The organism is Actinomadura atramentaria DSM 43919 (assembly GCF_000381885.1).
GTDB classification, from domain to species: domain Bacteria; phylum Actinomycetota; class Actinomycetes; order Streptosporangiales; family Streptosporangiaceae; genus Spirillospora; species Spirillospora atramentaria.
On the sequence record NZ_KB907219.1, the window covers coordinates 143144 to 158804 of the forward strand.

Sequence of the window (15661 nt, forward strand, 5' to 3'; positions counted from 1 at the left end):
CAGGGTCCGATCCCATGATCGTGCCGCAAAGGCGCGCAGGCGTAAATAGACGAACCGCCGTTTCGCCCGATGCGCCGGGACGAAGTTGTCAGTCAGATGACATCCGGGCGTACGGCCGTCACACGACGACGAGCCCGGCCAGCCGCGTCCGGCGCGGCGCCGGACCCGTCTCCCGGACCGCCCGCGCCAGCGCCGGACCCGCGCCCTGCACCACCGACAGATGCCGCCGCGCCAGCCCGAACGCCGTGGCCGCCACCGGCCGCGACAGCGGCGCGTCCGCCCCGAACACCGCGACCACCGCCGCGCGCGGCGCGAACCGCGCGAGCGCCACCGGCGCCGCCCAGCCGTGCCGCAGCAGCGCCGCGTCCGCCGCCGCGAGCGTCACCGAGCCCGACGCGAACTCGACCGTCAGCCCGTCCGGCCCCGCCGCCGTCACCACGCCCGGCTCGCCCACCGGCGCGGCGGGCAGCGCGGCCGCCGCCAGCACCCGGTCGCCCGCGTCGAACCCGCCGACCGCGCCCGGCCCCGGGTTCAGCCGCTCCTTCAGCGCCCGGTTCAGCGCCGCCGCGCCCGCCGCGCCGCCCGGCGCGGGCGCCACCGCCAGCACGTCCTCCACCGGGATGCCGAGCGCGCGCGGGATCGAGTCCGTGACGAGCTGCACCGCCCGATGCACCGCCTCGCCGTCCGACGCCGCCGGGACCACCACGACCTCCCGGTCCGGGGCGTCCACCGCGACCAGCTCGCCGCCGCGCACCGCCGCGACCAGCGACGCCAGCGGCCCCGGCGGCTCCGCCGGGTCCAGCTCCACCACCGGGACCGTCTGCGACTCCTCCAGGTCGTCCAGCACCCGGCCCGGCCCCGCCGCGGGCGGCGCGCCCGGCGCCGCGCCCAGCACCAGGTGCGCCCCGTCCGGGCACGCCTCGACCAGCACCGCGCAGCCCTCGACGTCGAAGCCCGCCGCGTCCGTCACCACCAGCAGGTCCAGCTCCAGCGGCCGCTGCTCGCCGCGCCCGAACACCACCGCGCCCGGCGGCCCGTCCGGCGCGGCGGACGGCTCCAGCAGCGCGTGGACCGACGCCACCGCGAACCCCGCGCCCGCCGGGACGCGGGCCGCCAGGTCCGCCGCCGCGCGCGCCGTCGGCGCCGCCACCGCCGCCCGCAGGCCCTTCGCCGCCGCCGCGCCCGCGACCGCCAGCGCCGTGTCCTCCACGTCGGCCGCCGCGCCCCGCCACACCGACACGCCCGTGCGCAGCGCCGCCGTCAGCGCCAGCGACCGGTCCTCGGCCAGGCCCGCGCGCAGCGCCCGGACGTCCTCGTCGGGCAGCAGGCCCGTCCCCAGCGCGGTGAGCCGCGCGAACCCCTCGGCCGCCGCCTCCTCCGCGACCGCCCAGCGCGCCGCGCCCACCCGCTCCTCCATCGCGGGCGGCTCGTCCTCCGGATCGGCCTCCGGGTCGAACTCCGGCTCCTCGGTGAGCGGCAGCACCCAGCCCTCGTCCAGCGCGTCCTCGACCGCGCGGGACGCGTCCGCGACGCCCAGCCGCCCCAGCTCCGCCACCACGTCCGCCGCCGCGACGACCGTGTGGCCGCGCCGCGCCGCCGCCGCCACGACGTGCTCGGCCAGCGCCCGGCCGCGCCGCGGGTCGTCCGGCCGCGCCGCGTCGCCGAGCAGCGCCCGCGCGAAGTGGTCGGCCTGCGCGACCGTCACGCCCGGCACCCGCAGCAGCCGCCACGGATCGGCGTCCAGCAGGGCCGCCGCGCCCGCGCCCAGCCGCGCCAGCGCGGGCGCGGCCAGCGCGCGCGGCGCGCCCGCCCGGTCCAGCAGCGCGGCCAGCGCCGCGCCCGGCTCCGTGCTCGTCCCGGTGCCCGTCTCCGCCGTCACGCGTGCGCCCCCGGCATGTCCGAGACGTCGTCCAGCGCCGCCCGGATCTCCTGCGGCAGCGTCAGCTCCTCGCTCTCCAGCGCCTGCGCGAGCTGCGCGGCCGTCCGCGCCCCCACGATCGGCGCGGCCACCCCCGCGCGGTCCCGCACCCAGCTCAGCGCCACCCCGAGGGGGGACGCCCCGAGCCCCTCGGCTGCCGTCACGACCGATTCCACGATCCGCGAACACTCCTCGTCCAGATACGGCTGCACGAAATCGGAGAACCGCGGGTTCGCCGCCCGCGACCCCGCCGGCAGCCCCGTGCGGTACTTCCCCGTCAGCACCCCGCGCCCCAGCGGCGACCACGCCAGCAGGCCCGCGCCCGCGTCCACCGTCGCCGGGACCAGCTCGCGCTCCACCTCGCGGCGCAGCAGCGAGTACTCCACCTGCACCGACACCACCGGGGCGCGGCCCGGCCACGCCCGCTGCCACGCGGCGGCCTTGGCGACCTGCCAGCCCGCGTGGTTGGCGACCCCCACGTACCGGGTGCGGCCCGACGCGACGGCCTCGTCCAGCGCCGACAGCGTCTCCTCCGCCGGGGTCGACGGGTCGTGGACGTGCAGGTGCCACAGGTCCACGTACTCCAGCCCCAGCCGGTCCAGCGAGGCGTCCAGCGCGGCGATCAGGTGCCGCCGCGACCCGTCGTAGCGGCCGTCCGGCAGGATCGCCGACTTGGTCGCGACCACCAGCTCCGACCGGCGCACCTGCTCGCGCAGCAGGTGCCCGAGGATGCGCTCGGCGTCGCCGCCGCAGTACACGTCGGCGGTGTCCACCAGGGTGCCGCCCGCGTCGGCGAACGCCCGGAGCTGCGCCGCGGCCTCGTCGGGCTCGGTGTCCTGGCCCCAGGTCATGGTGCCCAGACCGAGACGGGACACCCGCAGGCCGCTCCGCCCGACGTGACGCTCTTCCATAGGCGGTCAATGTAGCGCTCCCGGGGGACGGACCACCCCGGCCCGCCCGGCCGCGCCGCCCCCGGAACGCTCCCCGAAGACCGGAAAACGACACGAGTGGGCGGTCAATCGCGCACCGACGACGAAACGAGCGCCGCCGCCGCGCACCGCACGCCGTTCCCCCGGCGCGGCCGGACGGTTAAAGTGCGCAGGCATGGCGCCGCCCCCGCAGTTCTCGATGTACTCGCCGACACCGCCCGACGACGGCGATGACGGAGGCGGCGCGCCCGTCCCCGTGCTGACCGCCGCCGACGACCCCGGGTTCGCGGCGTCGATCCGGACCCGGACCCTGCTCGGGCAGTGGCGCTTCACCGCCGTCGCGCTCATGGTCGCGCCCGTCCTCATCCTCGTCGTGTCGCCGCTCATCGTCCGCGAGGGGCCGAGCCTGCTCGCCGGATCGCTGGCGTGGGTGCCGTGGACGCCGCCCGTCCTGGCCGCGCTCGCCGCCGCGCTCGTCGGGCCCCGGCTGCCCCGGCCGCTGCCGCCCGGCCTCGCGCCCGCCCGCGCCGCGCGGCTGGCGACGCTGCAGGCCCGGCAGGCGACGCTCGTGCGGTTCGCGCTCACCGAGGGCGTGATCCTGTGCGGGCTGCCGCTGGCGATGATCGCCCGCGAGGAACTGGTGTTCGTGCTGGCGTTCGTCCTCGGCTACCCGCAGCTCGTCTGGCAGATCCTGCCGACGACCGCCGCCGTCGAGCGGCTCCGCCGGCGGCTGGAGGCGGGCGACGCCGAGTCGTACCTGTGGTCGGGGCTGCTCGCGCCGGTCCCGCGCCCCAGCGACGAGGACGCCGACGAGGACGCCGGCGACGACGCGGAGTGAAGATCTCGTAGAGTGCCCGTGTGACGACCCTCCTCCTGGTCCGCCACGGACTGACCGAGCTGACCGGCCCCGTCCTGGCCGGCTGGACCCCCGGCCTCGGCCTCGACGAGCGGGGCCGCGCCCAGGCCCGCGCCGTCGGCGCCCGCCTCGCGCCCGTCCCGCTCGCCGCGCTGGTCTCCAGCCCGCTGGACCGCTGCCTGCAGACCGCCGGGGAGATCGCCGCCGCGCCGGACGCCGCCGCCCGCCCCGCCGGGATCGAGGTCGACGAGCGGTTCGGCGAGGTCCGCTACGGCGACTGGACCGGCCGCCCGCTCAAGGAGCTGGCCGAGGAACCGCTGTGGCGGGTCGTCCAGGCCCACCCGAGCGCCGCCGTGTTCCCGGGACCGGACGGCGAGGGCCTCGCCGCCGCGCAGCACCGCGCCGTCGCGGCCGTCCGCGCCTGGAACGCCCGCGTCGCCGCCGACCACGGCCCCTCCGCCGTCTACGCCGTCTGCACGCACGGCGACATCATCAAGGCGGTCGTCGCCGACGCGCTCGGCCTGCACCTCGACCAGTTCCAGCGCATCCACGCCGACCCGGCGTCGGTCACCGCGATCCGCTACACCGAGACCCGGCCGTTCCTCGTCCGGCTCAACGACACCGGCGGCGAGGTCGCCGCGCTGGTCCCGCGGCCCGACGAGGCCGAGGGCGCGGCGGCGGGCGACGCGCCGGTCGGCGGCGGCGCGTAGGGTTCGGGTCATGCCGGTCATCTCGTTTGAACAGCCCGACAGGTTCGTGGCGGGGGCCGTCGGGGAGCCCGGCGACCGCGCCTTCTACCTGCAGGCCCGCGCCGGCCGCCGCGTCACCAGCGTCGGCCTGGAGAAGTTTCAGGTGACGCTGCTCGCCGAGCGGCTGGAGGAGCTGCTGGACGAGGTCCTGCGGCGCGGCGGCGCCCCGGCCGTCCCGGCGGCCGCGCCCGCCGAGCTGCGCGACGACGGACCCCTCGACCAGCCCGTCGACGAGGAGTTCCGGGTCGGCGCGATGTCGCTGTCCTGGGACCCCGAGGACGAGCGCGTCGTCGTGGAGGCCCAGGAGGCCACCGACGACCCCGCCGACGAGACCGACCTCGGCGCCGCCGACCCGGCCGTCGCCGTGCTGCGCGTCCGGATCACCGCCGCGCAGGCCCGCGCGTTCGCCGAGCGGGCGCTGCGGCTGGTCGCGGCGGGCCGCCCGCCGTGCCCGCTGTGCGGCCGCCCGCTGGACGCCGCCGGGCACGTCTGCCCGCGCCAGAACGGATATCTCGGCTGAGCCCGCGATGCGCTGGATCATGACGTGCGGGGCCGGGAGAATGGCCCCATGACTCCCTCGCCCGGCGACGCGACGCCGGGGCGCACCGCGCCGATCCCGCCGCCCGACCCGTCCTCCCCCCGCGAGGTCCGCGCGGCCGAGCGGCTGCTGCTCGACGGCCGCCTGACGGTCGAGGGCCGGCTCGTGCAGGCGTCCAACGCGACGCTGTACTGCGCCGTCGAGAACGGCGGCGTGCGCGCCGCCTGCGTCTACAAGCCGGTCGCGGGGGAGCGGCCGCTGTGGGACTTCCCCGACGGCACCCTCGCCCAGCGGGAGGTCGCCGCGTACGCGGTGTCGCAGGAGATGGGCTGGAACATCGTCCCCCCGACCGTCCACCGCGACGGCCCGTACGGGCCCGGCATGGTGCAGCTCTGGGTCGAGCCGGACCCCGACGTCGACCTGGTGGCGCTGTCGCGCTCCACCGACGAGGCGGTCCGCCGCGTCGCGGTGTTCGACGCCGTCATCAACAACGCCGACCGCAAGATCGGCCACCTGCTGCCGCCCGGCGGCGGCCACGTCTACGGCTGCGACCACGGCGTCTCCTTCTCCGCCGAGTACAAGCTGCGCACCGTCCTGTGGCAGTGGCGCGGGGAGCGGCTCACCGACGAGGCCGTCGCCGCGCTCGCGCGGGTCCGCGACGGCCTGGACGGCGCGCTCGGCGACCGGCTCGCCGGGCTGCTGACGGCCGAGGAGGTCGCCGCGACCCGGCACCGCGCCGAGCTGATGCTCAAGCACCGCGTCCACCCGTTCCCGTCCGAGGACTGGCCCGCCGTCCCCTGGCCGCCGCTGTAGGACCCCGCCCGCCGCCGGAACCGCGCGGGATGCTCCAATACGCCCATGTGTACGGCGATCATCCACGTGGACCCGGCCTCCCCGGTCCCCGTCCTGCTCGCGGGCGTCCGCGACGAGTTCACCGGGCGGCCGTGGGAGCCGCCGGGGCGGCACTGGCCCGACCGGCCCCGGCTCGTCGGCGGCCGCGACCTGCGCGCGGGCGGCACCTGGTTCGCCGTCGACCCCGCCGCGCCGCGCGCCGCGTGCGTCCTCAACGGGCGCGGCGCGCTCCCGCCCGAGGCCGCGCGGATCTCCCGGGGCGGGCTGCCGCTGCTGGCCGCCGCCGGGGACGGGCCGCGGGCGCTCGACCTGCCCCGCTACGAGCCGTTCCACCTGGTCGCCGCCGACCCCGGCGGCGTCACGCTGTGGAGCTGGAACGGCCTCGACCTGCGCGAACGCGTCCTCGCGCCCGGCCTCCACATGATCGTCAACGCGGGCCTGGAAGGCGAGGAGACCGCCGAGGGCGGCGCGGAGGAGGCGAGCATGGCGGCCCGGCTGGCGTTCTTCCGGCCGCGGTTCGCGGCCGCCGCGCGGCCCGTCCCGCGCCCCGGCGGGCCGACCGCCGCCGCGTGGGGCGGCTGGCTGCCGCTACTGGACGGCGGCGGGCTGGCCCGCACGGACGCGCGGGCGCTGCTGCCGCTCGTCGACCTCGGCGACGGGCGGCTGTGGGGGACCGGGTCGGTCAGCCTCGCCGCGCTCGCCCCGGACGGCGTCCGCTACGACTTCACCGGGACGCCCGGCGACCCCGCCGGGTGGACCGAGGTACGGCGTGCTGACTCTGAGTGCTAATTTGACTACCTGATGCGATCTTCGTGGGCCGTCGCGGGGCAGCCACTCCCAGACGGGCCCTCGCGGGGGACGTCGCATAGACGGGGGAGTGCAGATGGCAGTCAGCGGTCGGGGGACGGCGGTCGCCGCCGGGGTCGGGGCGCTCGCGCTGGTCCTCGCGGCGTGCGGGGGATCGGGCGGCGGGGGCGGCAACGGGGGCGGCGGCAGCGGCGGCACGCTCAAGGTCGTCGGGTCCGCGGACGTGGACCACCTCGACACCGCCAGCGGCTACACCACCGTCAGCAGCCTGCTCACCCGCCAGTTCGCGCGGACGCTGTTCAGCTTCAAGGGCAGCGACTCCTTCGACGAGGCGATCAAGGTCCGCCCGGACGTCGCCGCCGAGATCCCCACCCAGCAGAACGGCGGGATCAGCGCGGACGGAAAGACCTACACCGTCAAGCTCAAGCAGGGCGTCCGCTGGAACACCCAGCCGCCCCGCGAGGTGACCGCCGCCGACTTCGTGCGGGGGATCAAGCGGATCTGCAACCCGGCCAAGCCGTCGGGCGGCAAGGCGTACTACACCGAGACGATCCAGGGCATGAGCGCGTTCTGCGACGGCTACGCGGACGTGGACGCCAAGAGCGCCAAGGCGATGGCCGACTACCAGGACTCGCACGACGTCGCGGGCCTGAAGGCGGCCGACGACAAGACGCTCGTCCTCAAGCTCACCGCCCCGGCGAGCGACTTCACCAACATCCTGGGGCTGCAGTTCGCGGCGGCCGCGCCCGCCGAGTACGACAAGTACGTTCCCGACAGCCCGGAGTTCCGGTCCCACACCGTCTCCGACGGGCCGTACCAGATCACGTCGTACAGCCCGAACAAGGAGTACGTCCTCGACCGGAACCCCGCCTGGAGCCAGCAGACCGACGAGCTGCGCGCGCAGAAGCCGCAGCGGATCCAGATCACGATGGGCCAGGACTCGCCGGACGTCGTCCAGCAGCAGATGGAGCAGGGCTCGGCGGACCTGGCGTGGGACCAGACCGTCCCGACGTCGAAGATCCCGAGCCTGAAGGGCAACGCGAACTTCAAGATCATGGACGGGTCGACCAGCAACCCGTACCTGGTCTTCAACACCCTCAGCCCGAACAACGACGGCGCGCTCGGCAAGGCCGCGGTCCGCCAGGCCATCCAGTACGCGATCGACAAGACGGCGCTGGTGCAGATCTACGGCGGCCCGGACGTCAGCGAGATCCTCAACCAGGTGATCCCGCCGCGCAGCGTCGGCTACCAGCAGTTCAACCTTTACCCGACGCCGGGCAACGCGGGCGACCCGAACAAGTGCAAGCAGATGCTGTCGGCGGCGGGCTACCCGAACGGCCTGACGCTGCGGTTCCCGTACCGCGTGTCCAGCAACCACCCGCGCATCGCGCAGTCGGTGCAGGCCAACCTCAAGGCGTGCGGGATCACCGCGAACCTCACGCCCGACACCAACGGCACGTTCTACAACACGACGCTGGTGACCCCCGCCGACGCCAAGGCCGGCAAGTGGGACATCGCGGCGCCCGGCTGGATTCCCGACTGGTACGGCAACAACGGCCGCACCAACATCGTCCCGCTGTTCGACGGCCGCCACTACGGCGCGAACTCCACCGACTACGGCGGCTACGACAACCCGAAGGTCAACAGCCTGATCGACAAGGCGCTGGAGGCCAAGGACGCCAACGCGGCGGCGGGCTTCTGGGCGCAGGCCGACCGGACGATCATGCAGGACGCCGCCGTGGTGCCCTTCATGAACCAGAAGTACCCGATCTTCCACTCGTCCCGGGCGAAGAACACCCTCTACCTGCCGATGTACCAGGGCTTCGACTTCAACCAGGTCGCACTGTCCTGACCCCGCACGCGGGGGCCGGGCCGTGCCCGGGCCCGGCCCCCGCGGCCCACCGCAATCGGACGCGAAGGGGCGCCGATGACACTTCTCGAAGTGACCGACCTGCGGGTCTCCTTCGACACGGCGGACGGCGTGGTGCGCGCCGTCCGCGGCATGTCGTTCAGCGTCGACCGGGGCCGCACGCTCGGCATCGTCGGCGAGTCCGGCTCCGGCAAGAGCGTCGCGACGCAGACGCTGATGCGGCTGACGCCGGGCGCCCGCGTCGCGGGCCGGGCGCTGTTCGAGGGCCAGGACCTGCTGACGGTCTCCGACCGGCGGATGCGCGAGCTGCGCGGCGCGGAGATCGGCATGATCTTCCAGGACCCCCTGTCCAGCCTGCACCCGCTCTACAGGGTCGGCTGGCAGATCGAGGAGATGATCCGCGCGCACGACCGCAAGGTCACCCGCGCGCAGGCCCGCAAACGCGCCGTGGAGATGCTCGGCCTCGTCGGCATCCCCCGGCCCGACCGGCGCGTGGACGACTACCCCCACCAGTTCTCCGGCGGGATGCGGCAGCGCGCGATGATCGCGATGGCGCTCGCGCTGAACCCCAAGCTGATCATCGCCGACGAGCCGACGACCGCGCTCGACGCGACCGTCCAGATGCAGATCCTCGACCTGATGCGCCGCCTCCAGCGCGAGTTCGACACCGCCCTGATCATGATCACCCACGACCTGGGCGTCATCGCCGACACCGCCGACGAGGTCCTGGTCATGTACGGCGGGCGCCCCGCCGAGATCGCGGGCCGCCGCGACCTGTACTACAAACCCCACCACCCCTACACCAAGGGCCTGCTGGAGTCGGTGCCGTCCCCCGGCGGCGGCGACCGGCTCAGGACCATCAGCGGGCAGCCCCCGAGCCTGATCAACCTGCCGACCGGCTGCGTGTTCCATCCGCGCTGCCCGTACGTGATGGACCGCTGCCCGGTGGACGAGCCGCCGCTCGACCCGGCGGGCGAGCCCCGGCTGGACCCGTCCGCCGAGCACGTGTCGGCGTGCTGGCTGCCGCACGACGTCGCCGGGCTCGACGAGCGCACCGAGGAGGCACGCGTCCGCGCCGCCGGACGGCACCGGTCCGCCGCGGGCGCGGACGGCCCCGGGGCGACCGCCGCCGGGGACCGCGACGGGAACGGCGGGGGGAGCCGGTGAGCGGCGAGTCGGACGTCCTGGTCTCCGCCGAGGGCGTCGTCAAGCACTTCCCGATCAAGCAGGGCATCGTCTTCAAGAAGGAGGTCGCCCGCGTCCACGCGGTGGACGGCGTCGACCTGGCGGTCCGGCGCGGCGAGACGCTCGGGATCGTCGGCGAGACCGGTTCGGGCAAGTCCACCCTCGCGCGGTGCGTGACGGGCCTGCACCCGGTCACGGCGGGCAGCATCCGGTTCGAGGGGACCGACATCACCAAGCTGTCGCGGGCGGGCCTGAAGGCGTTCCGCCGCGACGTCCAGATGATCTTCCAGGACCCGTACGGGTCGCTGAACCCGCGCCGCCGCGTCGGGTCGATCATCGGCGACCCGTTCGCCATCCACGGCATCGCCGACGGCGCGGACCGCCGCCGCCGCGTGCAGGAGCTGATGGAGCTGGTCGGGCTGAACCCCGAGCACTACAACCGGTTCCCCGCCGAGTTCTCCGGCGGGCAGCGGCAGCGCATCGGCGTGGCCCGCGCGCTGGCCGTCCGGCCGCGCCTCATCGTCTGCGACGAGCCGGTGTCGGCGCTGGACGTCTCCATCCAGGCGCAGGTCATCAACCTGCTCAAGGACCTCCAGGACGAGCTGGGCCTCACCTACATCTTCATCGCGCACGACCTGTCGGTCGTCCGGTACGTCAGCGACCGGGTCGCGGTGATGTACCTCGGGCGGATCGTGGAGTCCGCGTCGGCCGGCGACCTGTACGGGCGGCCGCGCCACCCGTACTCGGCGGCGCTGCTGTCGGCCGCGTCCATCGCGGACCCCGACGAGGCCGAGCGCGCGGAGCGCATCGTGCTCATCGGGGACGTCCCGTCGCCGATCGACCCGCCGCGGGGCTGCCGGTTCCACCCGCGCTGCCCGAAGGCGCAGGACCGCTGTATCGCCGAGGACCCGCCGTTCGTCCCGCGCGAGGGCGACCCGCCCGACCACCGCACCGCCTGCCACTTCCCGGTCCTGCCGGGCGAGCGCCTGGCGGGCCGCGAGGCGGGCATCGCCCAGGTCTCCACCGAACCCGAACTACCCGAGGCCGACCCGGGGGCGGGGGGCTCCTCATGAGCTATTCGGATCTGCAGGCGGAGGCGGTTCCCGTCGAGCCCGGTCCGGGGGCGGCGGTGCGGGGGCGGTCGCCGTTCCAGCTCGCGTGGGCGCGGTTCCGCCGGGACAAGTTGGCGGTGGTGTCGCTGGTCGTGCTGGCGCTCATCGCGGTGTTCGCGATCCTCGCGCCGCTGTGGGCGTCCTGGACGGGCCACCCCTACGACGCGACGTTCCCGAAGACGGCGCTGAACGTCGACGGGCAGCCGGTCGGGCCGTCGCGCGACTTCTGGCTCGGCGCCGACCAGCTCGGCCGGGACGTGCTGGTCCGCGCCGCGTACGGCGCGCGGATCTCGCTGGTCGTCGGCATCCTGGCGTCGGTGCTGGCGTCGCTGCTCGGCGTCGCGGTCGGCACGCTGGCCGGGTTCGTCGGCGGCTGGCTCGACACCGTCCTCGCGCGCGTGATGGACCTGACGCTCGCGCTGCCGTACCTGCTCGTCGCGATCATGCTGGCGACGACGTTCCAGATCTCGTCGGTGTTCTCCAGCCTCGCGATGACGATCATCGTGATCGCGTTCTTCTCGTTCGCGGCGTTCGGCCGCATCATCCGCGGCCAGGTGCTGTCGCTCAAGGAGAAGGAGTTCGTGGAGGCCGCGCGCTCGCTCGGCGCGGGCAGCGTCCGCATCATGTTCGTCGACGTCCTGCCGAACCTCGTCGCGCAGGTCACCGTCCTGACGTCGCTGCTGATCCCCACCTCCATCGTGTTCGAGGCGACGCTGTCGTTCCTCGGCGTCGGGGTGCGGCTGCCGATGCCGAGCTGGGGCAGCATGCTCGGCGAGGGCAGCGACGTGTTCCAGACGGCGTGGTGGCTGCTGGCCGTCCCGGCGGTCCTCCTGCTGCTGACCACCCTGTCGTTCAACCTGCTCGGCGACGGCATCCGGGACGCCCTCGACCCGCGCAGCGAGCGCCTGATCGGGAAGAAGTGAGCTGACCCATGCTGCGTTTCGTCATCCGCAGGCTCCTCTACGCGGTCCTGGTGCTGCTGCTGGTCTCGACGCTGGTGTTCGTGTTCCTGCACGTCTCCCCGGTGCCGGTCGAGCGGGTCATCGGCGGCCCCCGCGCCACCACCGACACGCTCGTGCAGATCCGCCGCAACCTCGGGCTGGACCAGCCCGCGATCGTCCAGTACGGGCAGTGGCTGGGCCGGCTGGTGCGCGGCGACCTCGGGGACTCCTACGTCAACGGCACGTCGGTGACGTCGCTGATCGCCGACCGCCTCCCGACGACGCTGTGGCTGGTGTTCGGCGCGGGGATCATCTGGTTCGTCGGCGGCGTCGCGACGGGCGTGTTCAGCGCGACGCGGGCGCGCGGCCTCGGGGACCGGGTCGCGACGGTGTTCGTGCTGCTCGGGCTGTCCACGCCGCCGTTCGTGATGGCGCTGGTGCTGCTGTACCTGTTCTCGACCAGGCTGGGGGATGCGGGCGTCCATGTCTTCGAGGCGGGGCCGCCGCTGCAGGAGCACTTCTGGCGGCGGATGGTCCTGCCGTGGATCGCGCTGGCGTTCCTGATGGTCGCGACGTACACGCGGCTGACGCGCGGCGCGATGCTCGACGTCCTCGGCGAGGACTACATCCGCACGGCCCGCGCGAAGGGCCTGTCGGAGCGGCGCGTGGTGTACCGGCACGGGCTGCGGTCCGCGCTGACGCCGGTCGTCACCCAGTTCGGCATCGACCTCGGCGCGCTCATCGGCTCGACGATCGTGACGGAGAAGGTGTTCGGGCTCCAGGGCGTCGGGCAGCTCGTGTACCAGTCGATCGCGCTGGGGGACACGCCGGTGATCATCGGGGTGACGCTGGTCGTGACGTTCTTCGTGGTCGTCGCGAATCTGCTGGTGGACATCGGCTACTCGTTCCTGGACCCGCGCGTCCGGCTGTCGTGACGCGGGCGGCCGGGTGGGCGGCCGGGTGGGCGGTCCGTCCGGGAATCGGTGCGGCGATCTCGGCTTAACGCCGCGAACCGGCCACGGATAAGCTCGGCTCATGCGATCGTGGTCCGCTCCCGAAGTCCCCAGCCTCACCGCCGCCGGGCTGCCCGCGGCGACCGGGCCGCTCCGCCTCTACGACACCGCGGCGGGCGGGGTCCGCGCGACCCGGCCGGGGCCGACGGCGCGGATGTACGTCTGCGGGATCACCCCCTACGACGCGACGCACCTCGGGCACGCCAACACCTATCTGGCGTTCGACCTGGTCAACCGGGTGTGGCGCGACCTCGGGCACGACGTCCTGTACGTCCAGAACGCCACCGACGTCGACGACCCGCTGCTGGAACGTGCCGAGCAGACCGGCGAGGACTGGCGGGCCCTCGCGGACCGCGAGATCGAACTGTTCCGTGACGACATGACGGCGCTGCGGGTCCTGCCGCCCGCGCACTACGTGGGCGCGGTCGAGGCGATCCCGCTGGTCGTGGAGATGATCGAAAAGCTGCGCGGGAAGGACGCCGCGTACACCGTCGACGGCGACGTCTACTACCCCGTCGCCGCCGACCCGTCGTTCGGCGCGGTCAGCCGCCTGGACCGGGCCGCGATGGCGCCGCTGTTCGCCGAGCGCGGCGGCGACCCCGACCGGGCGGGCAAGCGCGACCCGCTGGACGCGCTGCTGTGGCTGGCACGCCGCCCCGGCGAGCCCGGCTGGGAGTCCCCGTTCGGCGAGGGCCGCCCCGGCTGGCACGTGGAGTGCGCCGCGATCTCGCTGGAGCACCTCGGCATGGCGTTCGACGTGGAGGGCGGCGGCTCGGACCTGGCGTTCCCGCACCACGAGATGAGCGCCGCGCACGCCCAGGTCGCGACGGGGGAGGCCCCGCACGCCCGCGCCTACGTCCACGCGGGCATGGTCGCGCTCGACGGCGAGAAGATGTCCAAGTCGCGCGGGAACCTGGTGTTCGTGTCGAAGCTGCGCGCGTCCGGCGCGGACCCGATGGCGATCCGGCTGGCGCTGCTCGCGCACCACTACCGGTCGGACTGGGAGTGGACGGACGGGCAGCTCGCCGCGGCCGCCGAGCGGCTGGCGCGGTGGCGCGCGGCGGTCGAGCGCCCGGTGGGCCCGGACGCGGCCGCGACGGCGGCGCGGGTCCGCGAGCGGCTGGCCGACGACCTGGACGCTCCGGCGGCGGTCGCGGCGGTGGACGCCTGGGCCGACGCGGCGCTGCTCGGCGAGGGCGACGACCCGGCCGCGCCCGCGCACGTCCGCGCCCTCGCCGACGCTCTCCTCGGCGTCGCGCTCTGACCATCCGCTGACCCGCCGCCGATCCCTGCGGCCGGGCGTGCCGCCGCGCCCGCCCGCGCGGATCAGCGGGCCGCCGAGCGGCGGGCGCGGCGGGCGAGGCGCCGGCGGGAGCGCCACAGCAGCAGCGGCGCCCCGGCGCGGCGCAGCGGGCCGGGGACGAGCCGGTACCCGAACGCGCCCGTCCGCAGCAGGAACCACAGGAACCGCTCGCGGCGCGGCCCCCACGGCAGCCCGTACTGCTCGCGGATGCGCGGCGGCAGCAGCCCGGCGGTGATGTACCGGTTGAGCCACAGCGCGGGCCCGAGCCAGCGCAGCTTGCGCGCCCACAGCACGGCGCGGGCGACCTCGCGGCCGGTGTCGGTGACCTCCAGCGACGCGATCATGCCGTCCACGTAGGCGCGGAACGCGGGCAGGTCGGCGGGCTGCGCGCCGGGCGGGCAGCCGAGGACGTCCGCGACGTACCGGGCCTGGTCGACGTACGCGGCCGACAGGTCGCCGCCGGGGGAGCCGAGGACCCGCTCGTGGACGTACAGCGCGGCATCGGTGAGCGTCGCGTTCACCCAGACCTGAAGGTCGGGGTCGTTCCCGGAGTAGCCGGGCCCGGTGATGCGCTCGTGCATGCGGCGGATGCCGCGGCCGAGCCGCTCGGCCTCCTCGGGCGTGCCGAACGCGACGATGGTGAGGAAGTCCAGCGTCCCGAACAGCCGGTCGAGGGGCCGTTCGCGCATGTCGCTGTGGTCGGCGACGCCCTGGGCGACCTTCGGGTGCGCGACCTGCAGCAGCAGCGCGCGGCCCGCCGCGAGCATGACGGCGGGTTCGGCGGCCAGCCGCCGCAGCACGTCCCGCGGCGGCGCGGCGGCCGGGGCCTCGGGGGCTGCGGGCGGCCCGGACGCGGGTCCGGGGGCGGGCGCGGGAGTCTGCGGGGTCAAGACGGTCCTTCCGCCGGTGCGTGCGCCGGGCGCGGCCCCAGCATCGTCGCGCACCGGCGGACGCCCCGCAAGACCCTATTGACAGGATGCCAACAACGGGCCGCGCACTCCGTCGCGGAGTACGGGAACACCGCTCACAGCAGCCCGGCGAGTCGGTACAGCACCAGCGACCCCGCCACCGCGACGTTCAGGCTCGTGCCCGTCCCGACCATCGGGATCTCCACCGCCGCGTCCAGCAGGTCCAGCGCCTCGGCGGGGATGCCGTGCGCCTCGTGGCCGAGCACCGCCACCGTCCGGGTCCGGGCGGCGGGCAGGTCCGCCAGCCGCACCGCCTCGTCCGCCAGCTCGACGCCGACGACGCGGCTGCCCGCGTCCCGCTGGCGGGCGAGCCAGCCCAGCGGGTCGTTGACCCAGTGGACGCACGACCGCCGCCGCAGCGTGTTGCCGCGCGCCAGCGCCTCCGGCACCCACGGGAACCGCGGCACCGCCAGGCACGCGCCGACCGCGTCGCACGTCCGCAGCAGCGTGCCGAGGTTCGCGCCGTGCAGCGGCCACAGCGGCGCGGCGATCAGATGGTCCCAGCAGGCGTGCGCGGCGCGGCGGCGGTCGCGGCGCAGCTCGCGGCGGGGACGGACGCGGATCGCGGGCGCGGCGCCCGCCGGGCGGCTCACCGGCCGCGGGCGGCTCCGCCCGGAACG

15 protein-coding genes are annotated in these 15661 nt (G+C 75.4%); 11 read left to right on the forward strand and 4 right to left on the reverse strand.

The window, feature by feature from the left end:
• Positions 1-118: 118 nt before the first annotated feature.
• Positions 119-1879, reverse strand: coding sequence for a helix-hairpin-helix domain-containing protein (locus G339_RS0125115; protein ID WP_019633824.1), 1761 nt, complete (start codon positions 1877-1879; stop codon positions 119-121).
• The gene (locus G339_RS0125120) at positions 1876-2829 is read right to left on the reverse strand and encodes an aldo/keto reductase (protein WP_019633825.1); all 954 of its coding nucleotides are present in this window, start codon (positions 2827-2829) and stop codon (positions 1876-1878) included. Before G339_RS0125120 ends, G339_RS0125115 begins: the two co-directional genes overlap by 4 nt.
• A gap of 193 nt (positions 2830-3022) precedes the next feature.
• Between G339_RS0125120 and G339_RS0125125 the strand changes: the two genes are divergently transcribed.
• The 11 genes from G339_RS0125125 to mshC all read left to right on the forward strand — a co-directional run bounded on the left by G339_RS0125125 (position 3023) and on the right by mshC (position 14034).
• A complete protein-coding gene (locus tag G339_RS0125125) occupies positions 3023-3685 on the forward strand; it encodes a hypothetical protein (protein ID WP_019633826.1) in 663 nt (220 codons plus the stop codon).
• 20 nt (positions 3686-3705) lie between these two features.
• Positions 3706-4413, forward strand: coding sequence for an MSMEG_4193 family putative phosphomutase (locus G339_RS0125130; protein ID WP_019633827.1), 708 nt, complete (start codon positions 3706-3708; stop codon positions 4411-4413).
• Between the two features lie 10 nt (positions 4414-4423).
• Entirely contained in the window at positions 4424-4972 is a 549-nt protein-coding gene (locus G339_RS0125135; RefSeq protein ID WP_019633828.1) for a DUF3090 domain-containing protein, read from the forward strand.
• A 48-nt stretch (positions 4973-5020) separates the two neighbouring features.
• Positions 5021-5803, forward strand: coding sequence for an SCO1664 family protein (locus G339_RS0125140; protein WP_019633829.1), 783 nt, complete (start codon positions 5021-5023; stop codon positions 5801-5803).
• Positions 5804-5848: 45 nt separating this feature from the next.
• Positions 5849-6631 carry an NRDE family protein gene (locus G339_RS0125145; RefSeq protein WP_026341758.1) on the forward strand — a complete coding sequence of 261 codons (783 nt, stop codon included), beginning with the start codon at positions 5849-5851 and terminating at the stop codon, positions 6629-6631.
• Between the two features lie 94 nt (positions 6632-6725).
• Positions 6726-8501, forward strand: a complete 1776-nt coding sequence (locus G339_RS0125150; protein ID WP_019633831.1) for an ABC transporter substrate-binding protein — start codon at positions 6726-6728, stop codon at positions 8499-8501.
• Positions 8502-8576: 75 nt separating this feature from the next.
• A complete protein-coding gene (locus G339_RS35260; protein WP_051107958.1) occupies positions 8577-9686 on the forward strand; it encodes an ABC transporter ATP-binding protein in 1110 nt (369 codons plus the stop codon).
• Positions 9683-10777 carry an ABC transporter ATP-binding protein gene (locus G339_RS0125160; protein WP_019633833.1) on the forward strand — a complete coding sequence of 365 codons (1095 nt, stop codon included), beginning with the start codon at positions 9683-9685 and terminating at the stop codon, positions 10775-10777. Before G339_RS35260 ends, G339_RS0125160 begins: the two co-directional genes overlap by 4 nt.
• A complete protein-coding gene (locus G339_RS0125165) occupies positions 10774-11739 on the forward strand; it encodes an ABC transporter permease (protein WP_019633834.1) in 966 nt (321 codons plus the stop codon). The genes G339_RS0125160 and G339_RS0125165 overlap by 4 nt, the downstream gene beginning before the upstream one ends.
• Before the next feature lie 8 nt (positions 11740-11747).
• Positions 11748-12692 carry an ABC transporter permease gene (locus G339_RS0125170; RefSeq protein WP_019633835.1) on the forward strand — a complete coding sequence of 315 codons (945 nt, stop codon included), beginning with the start codon at positions 11748-11750 and terminating at the stop codon, positions 12690-12692.
• A 100-nt stretch (positions 12693-12792) separates the two neighbouring features.
• Complete coding sequence (gene mshC, locus G339_RS0125175) at positions 12793-14034, forward strand: cysteine--1-D-myo-inosityl 2-amino-2-deoxy-alpha-D-glucopyranoside ligase (RefSeq protein ID WP_019633836.1); 1242 nt, start codon at positions 12793-12795, stop codon at positions 14032-14034.
• Positions 14035-14096: 62 nt separating this feature from the next.
• On the opposite strand, the gene G339_RS0125180 is transcribed toward mshC, so the two are convergent.
• On the reverse strand, positions 14097-14963 hold the full coding sequence (locus tag G339_RS0125180) for an oxygenase MpaB family protein (protein WP_019633837.1): 867 nt from the start codon (positions 14961-14963) through the stop codon (positions 14097-14099).
• A gap of 134 nt (positions 14964-15097) precedes the next feature.
• Positions 15098-15634 (reverse strand): TrmH family RNA methyltransferase, encoded by a 537-nt coding sequence (locus G339_RS0125185; RefSeq protein ID WP_019633838.1) that lies wholly within the window; start codon positions 15632-15634, stop codon positions 15098-15100.
• Positions 15635-15661: the final 27 nt, after the last annotated feature.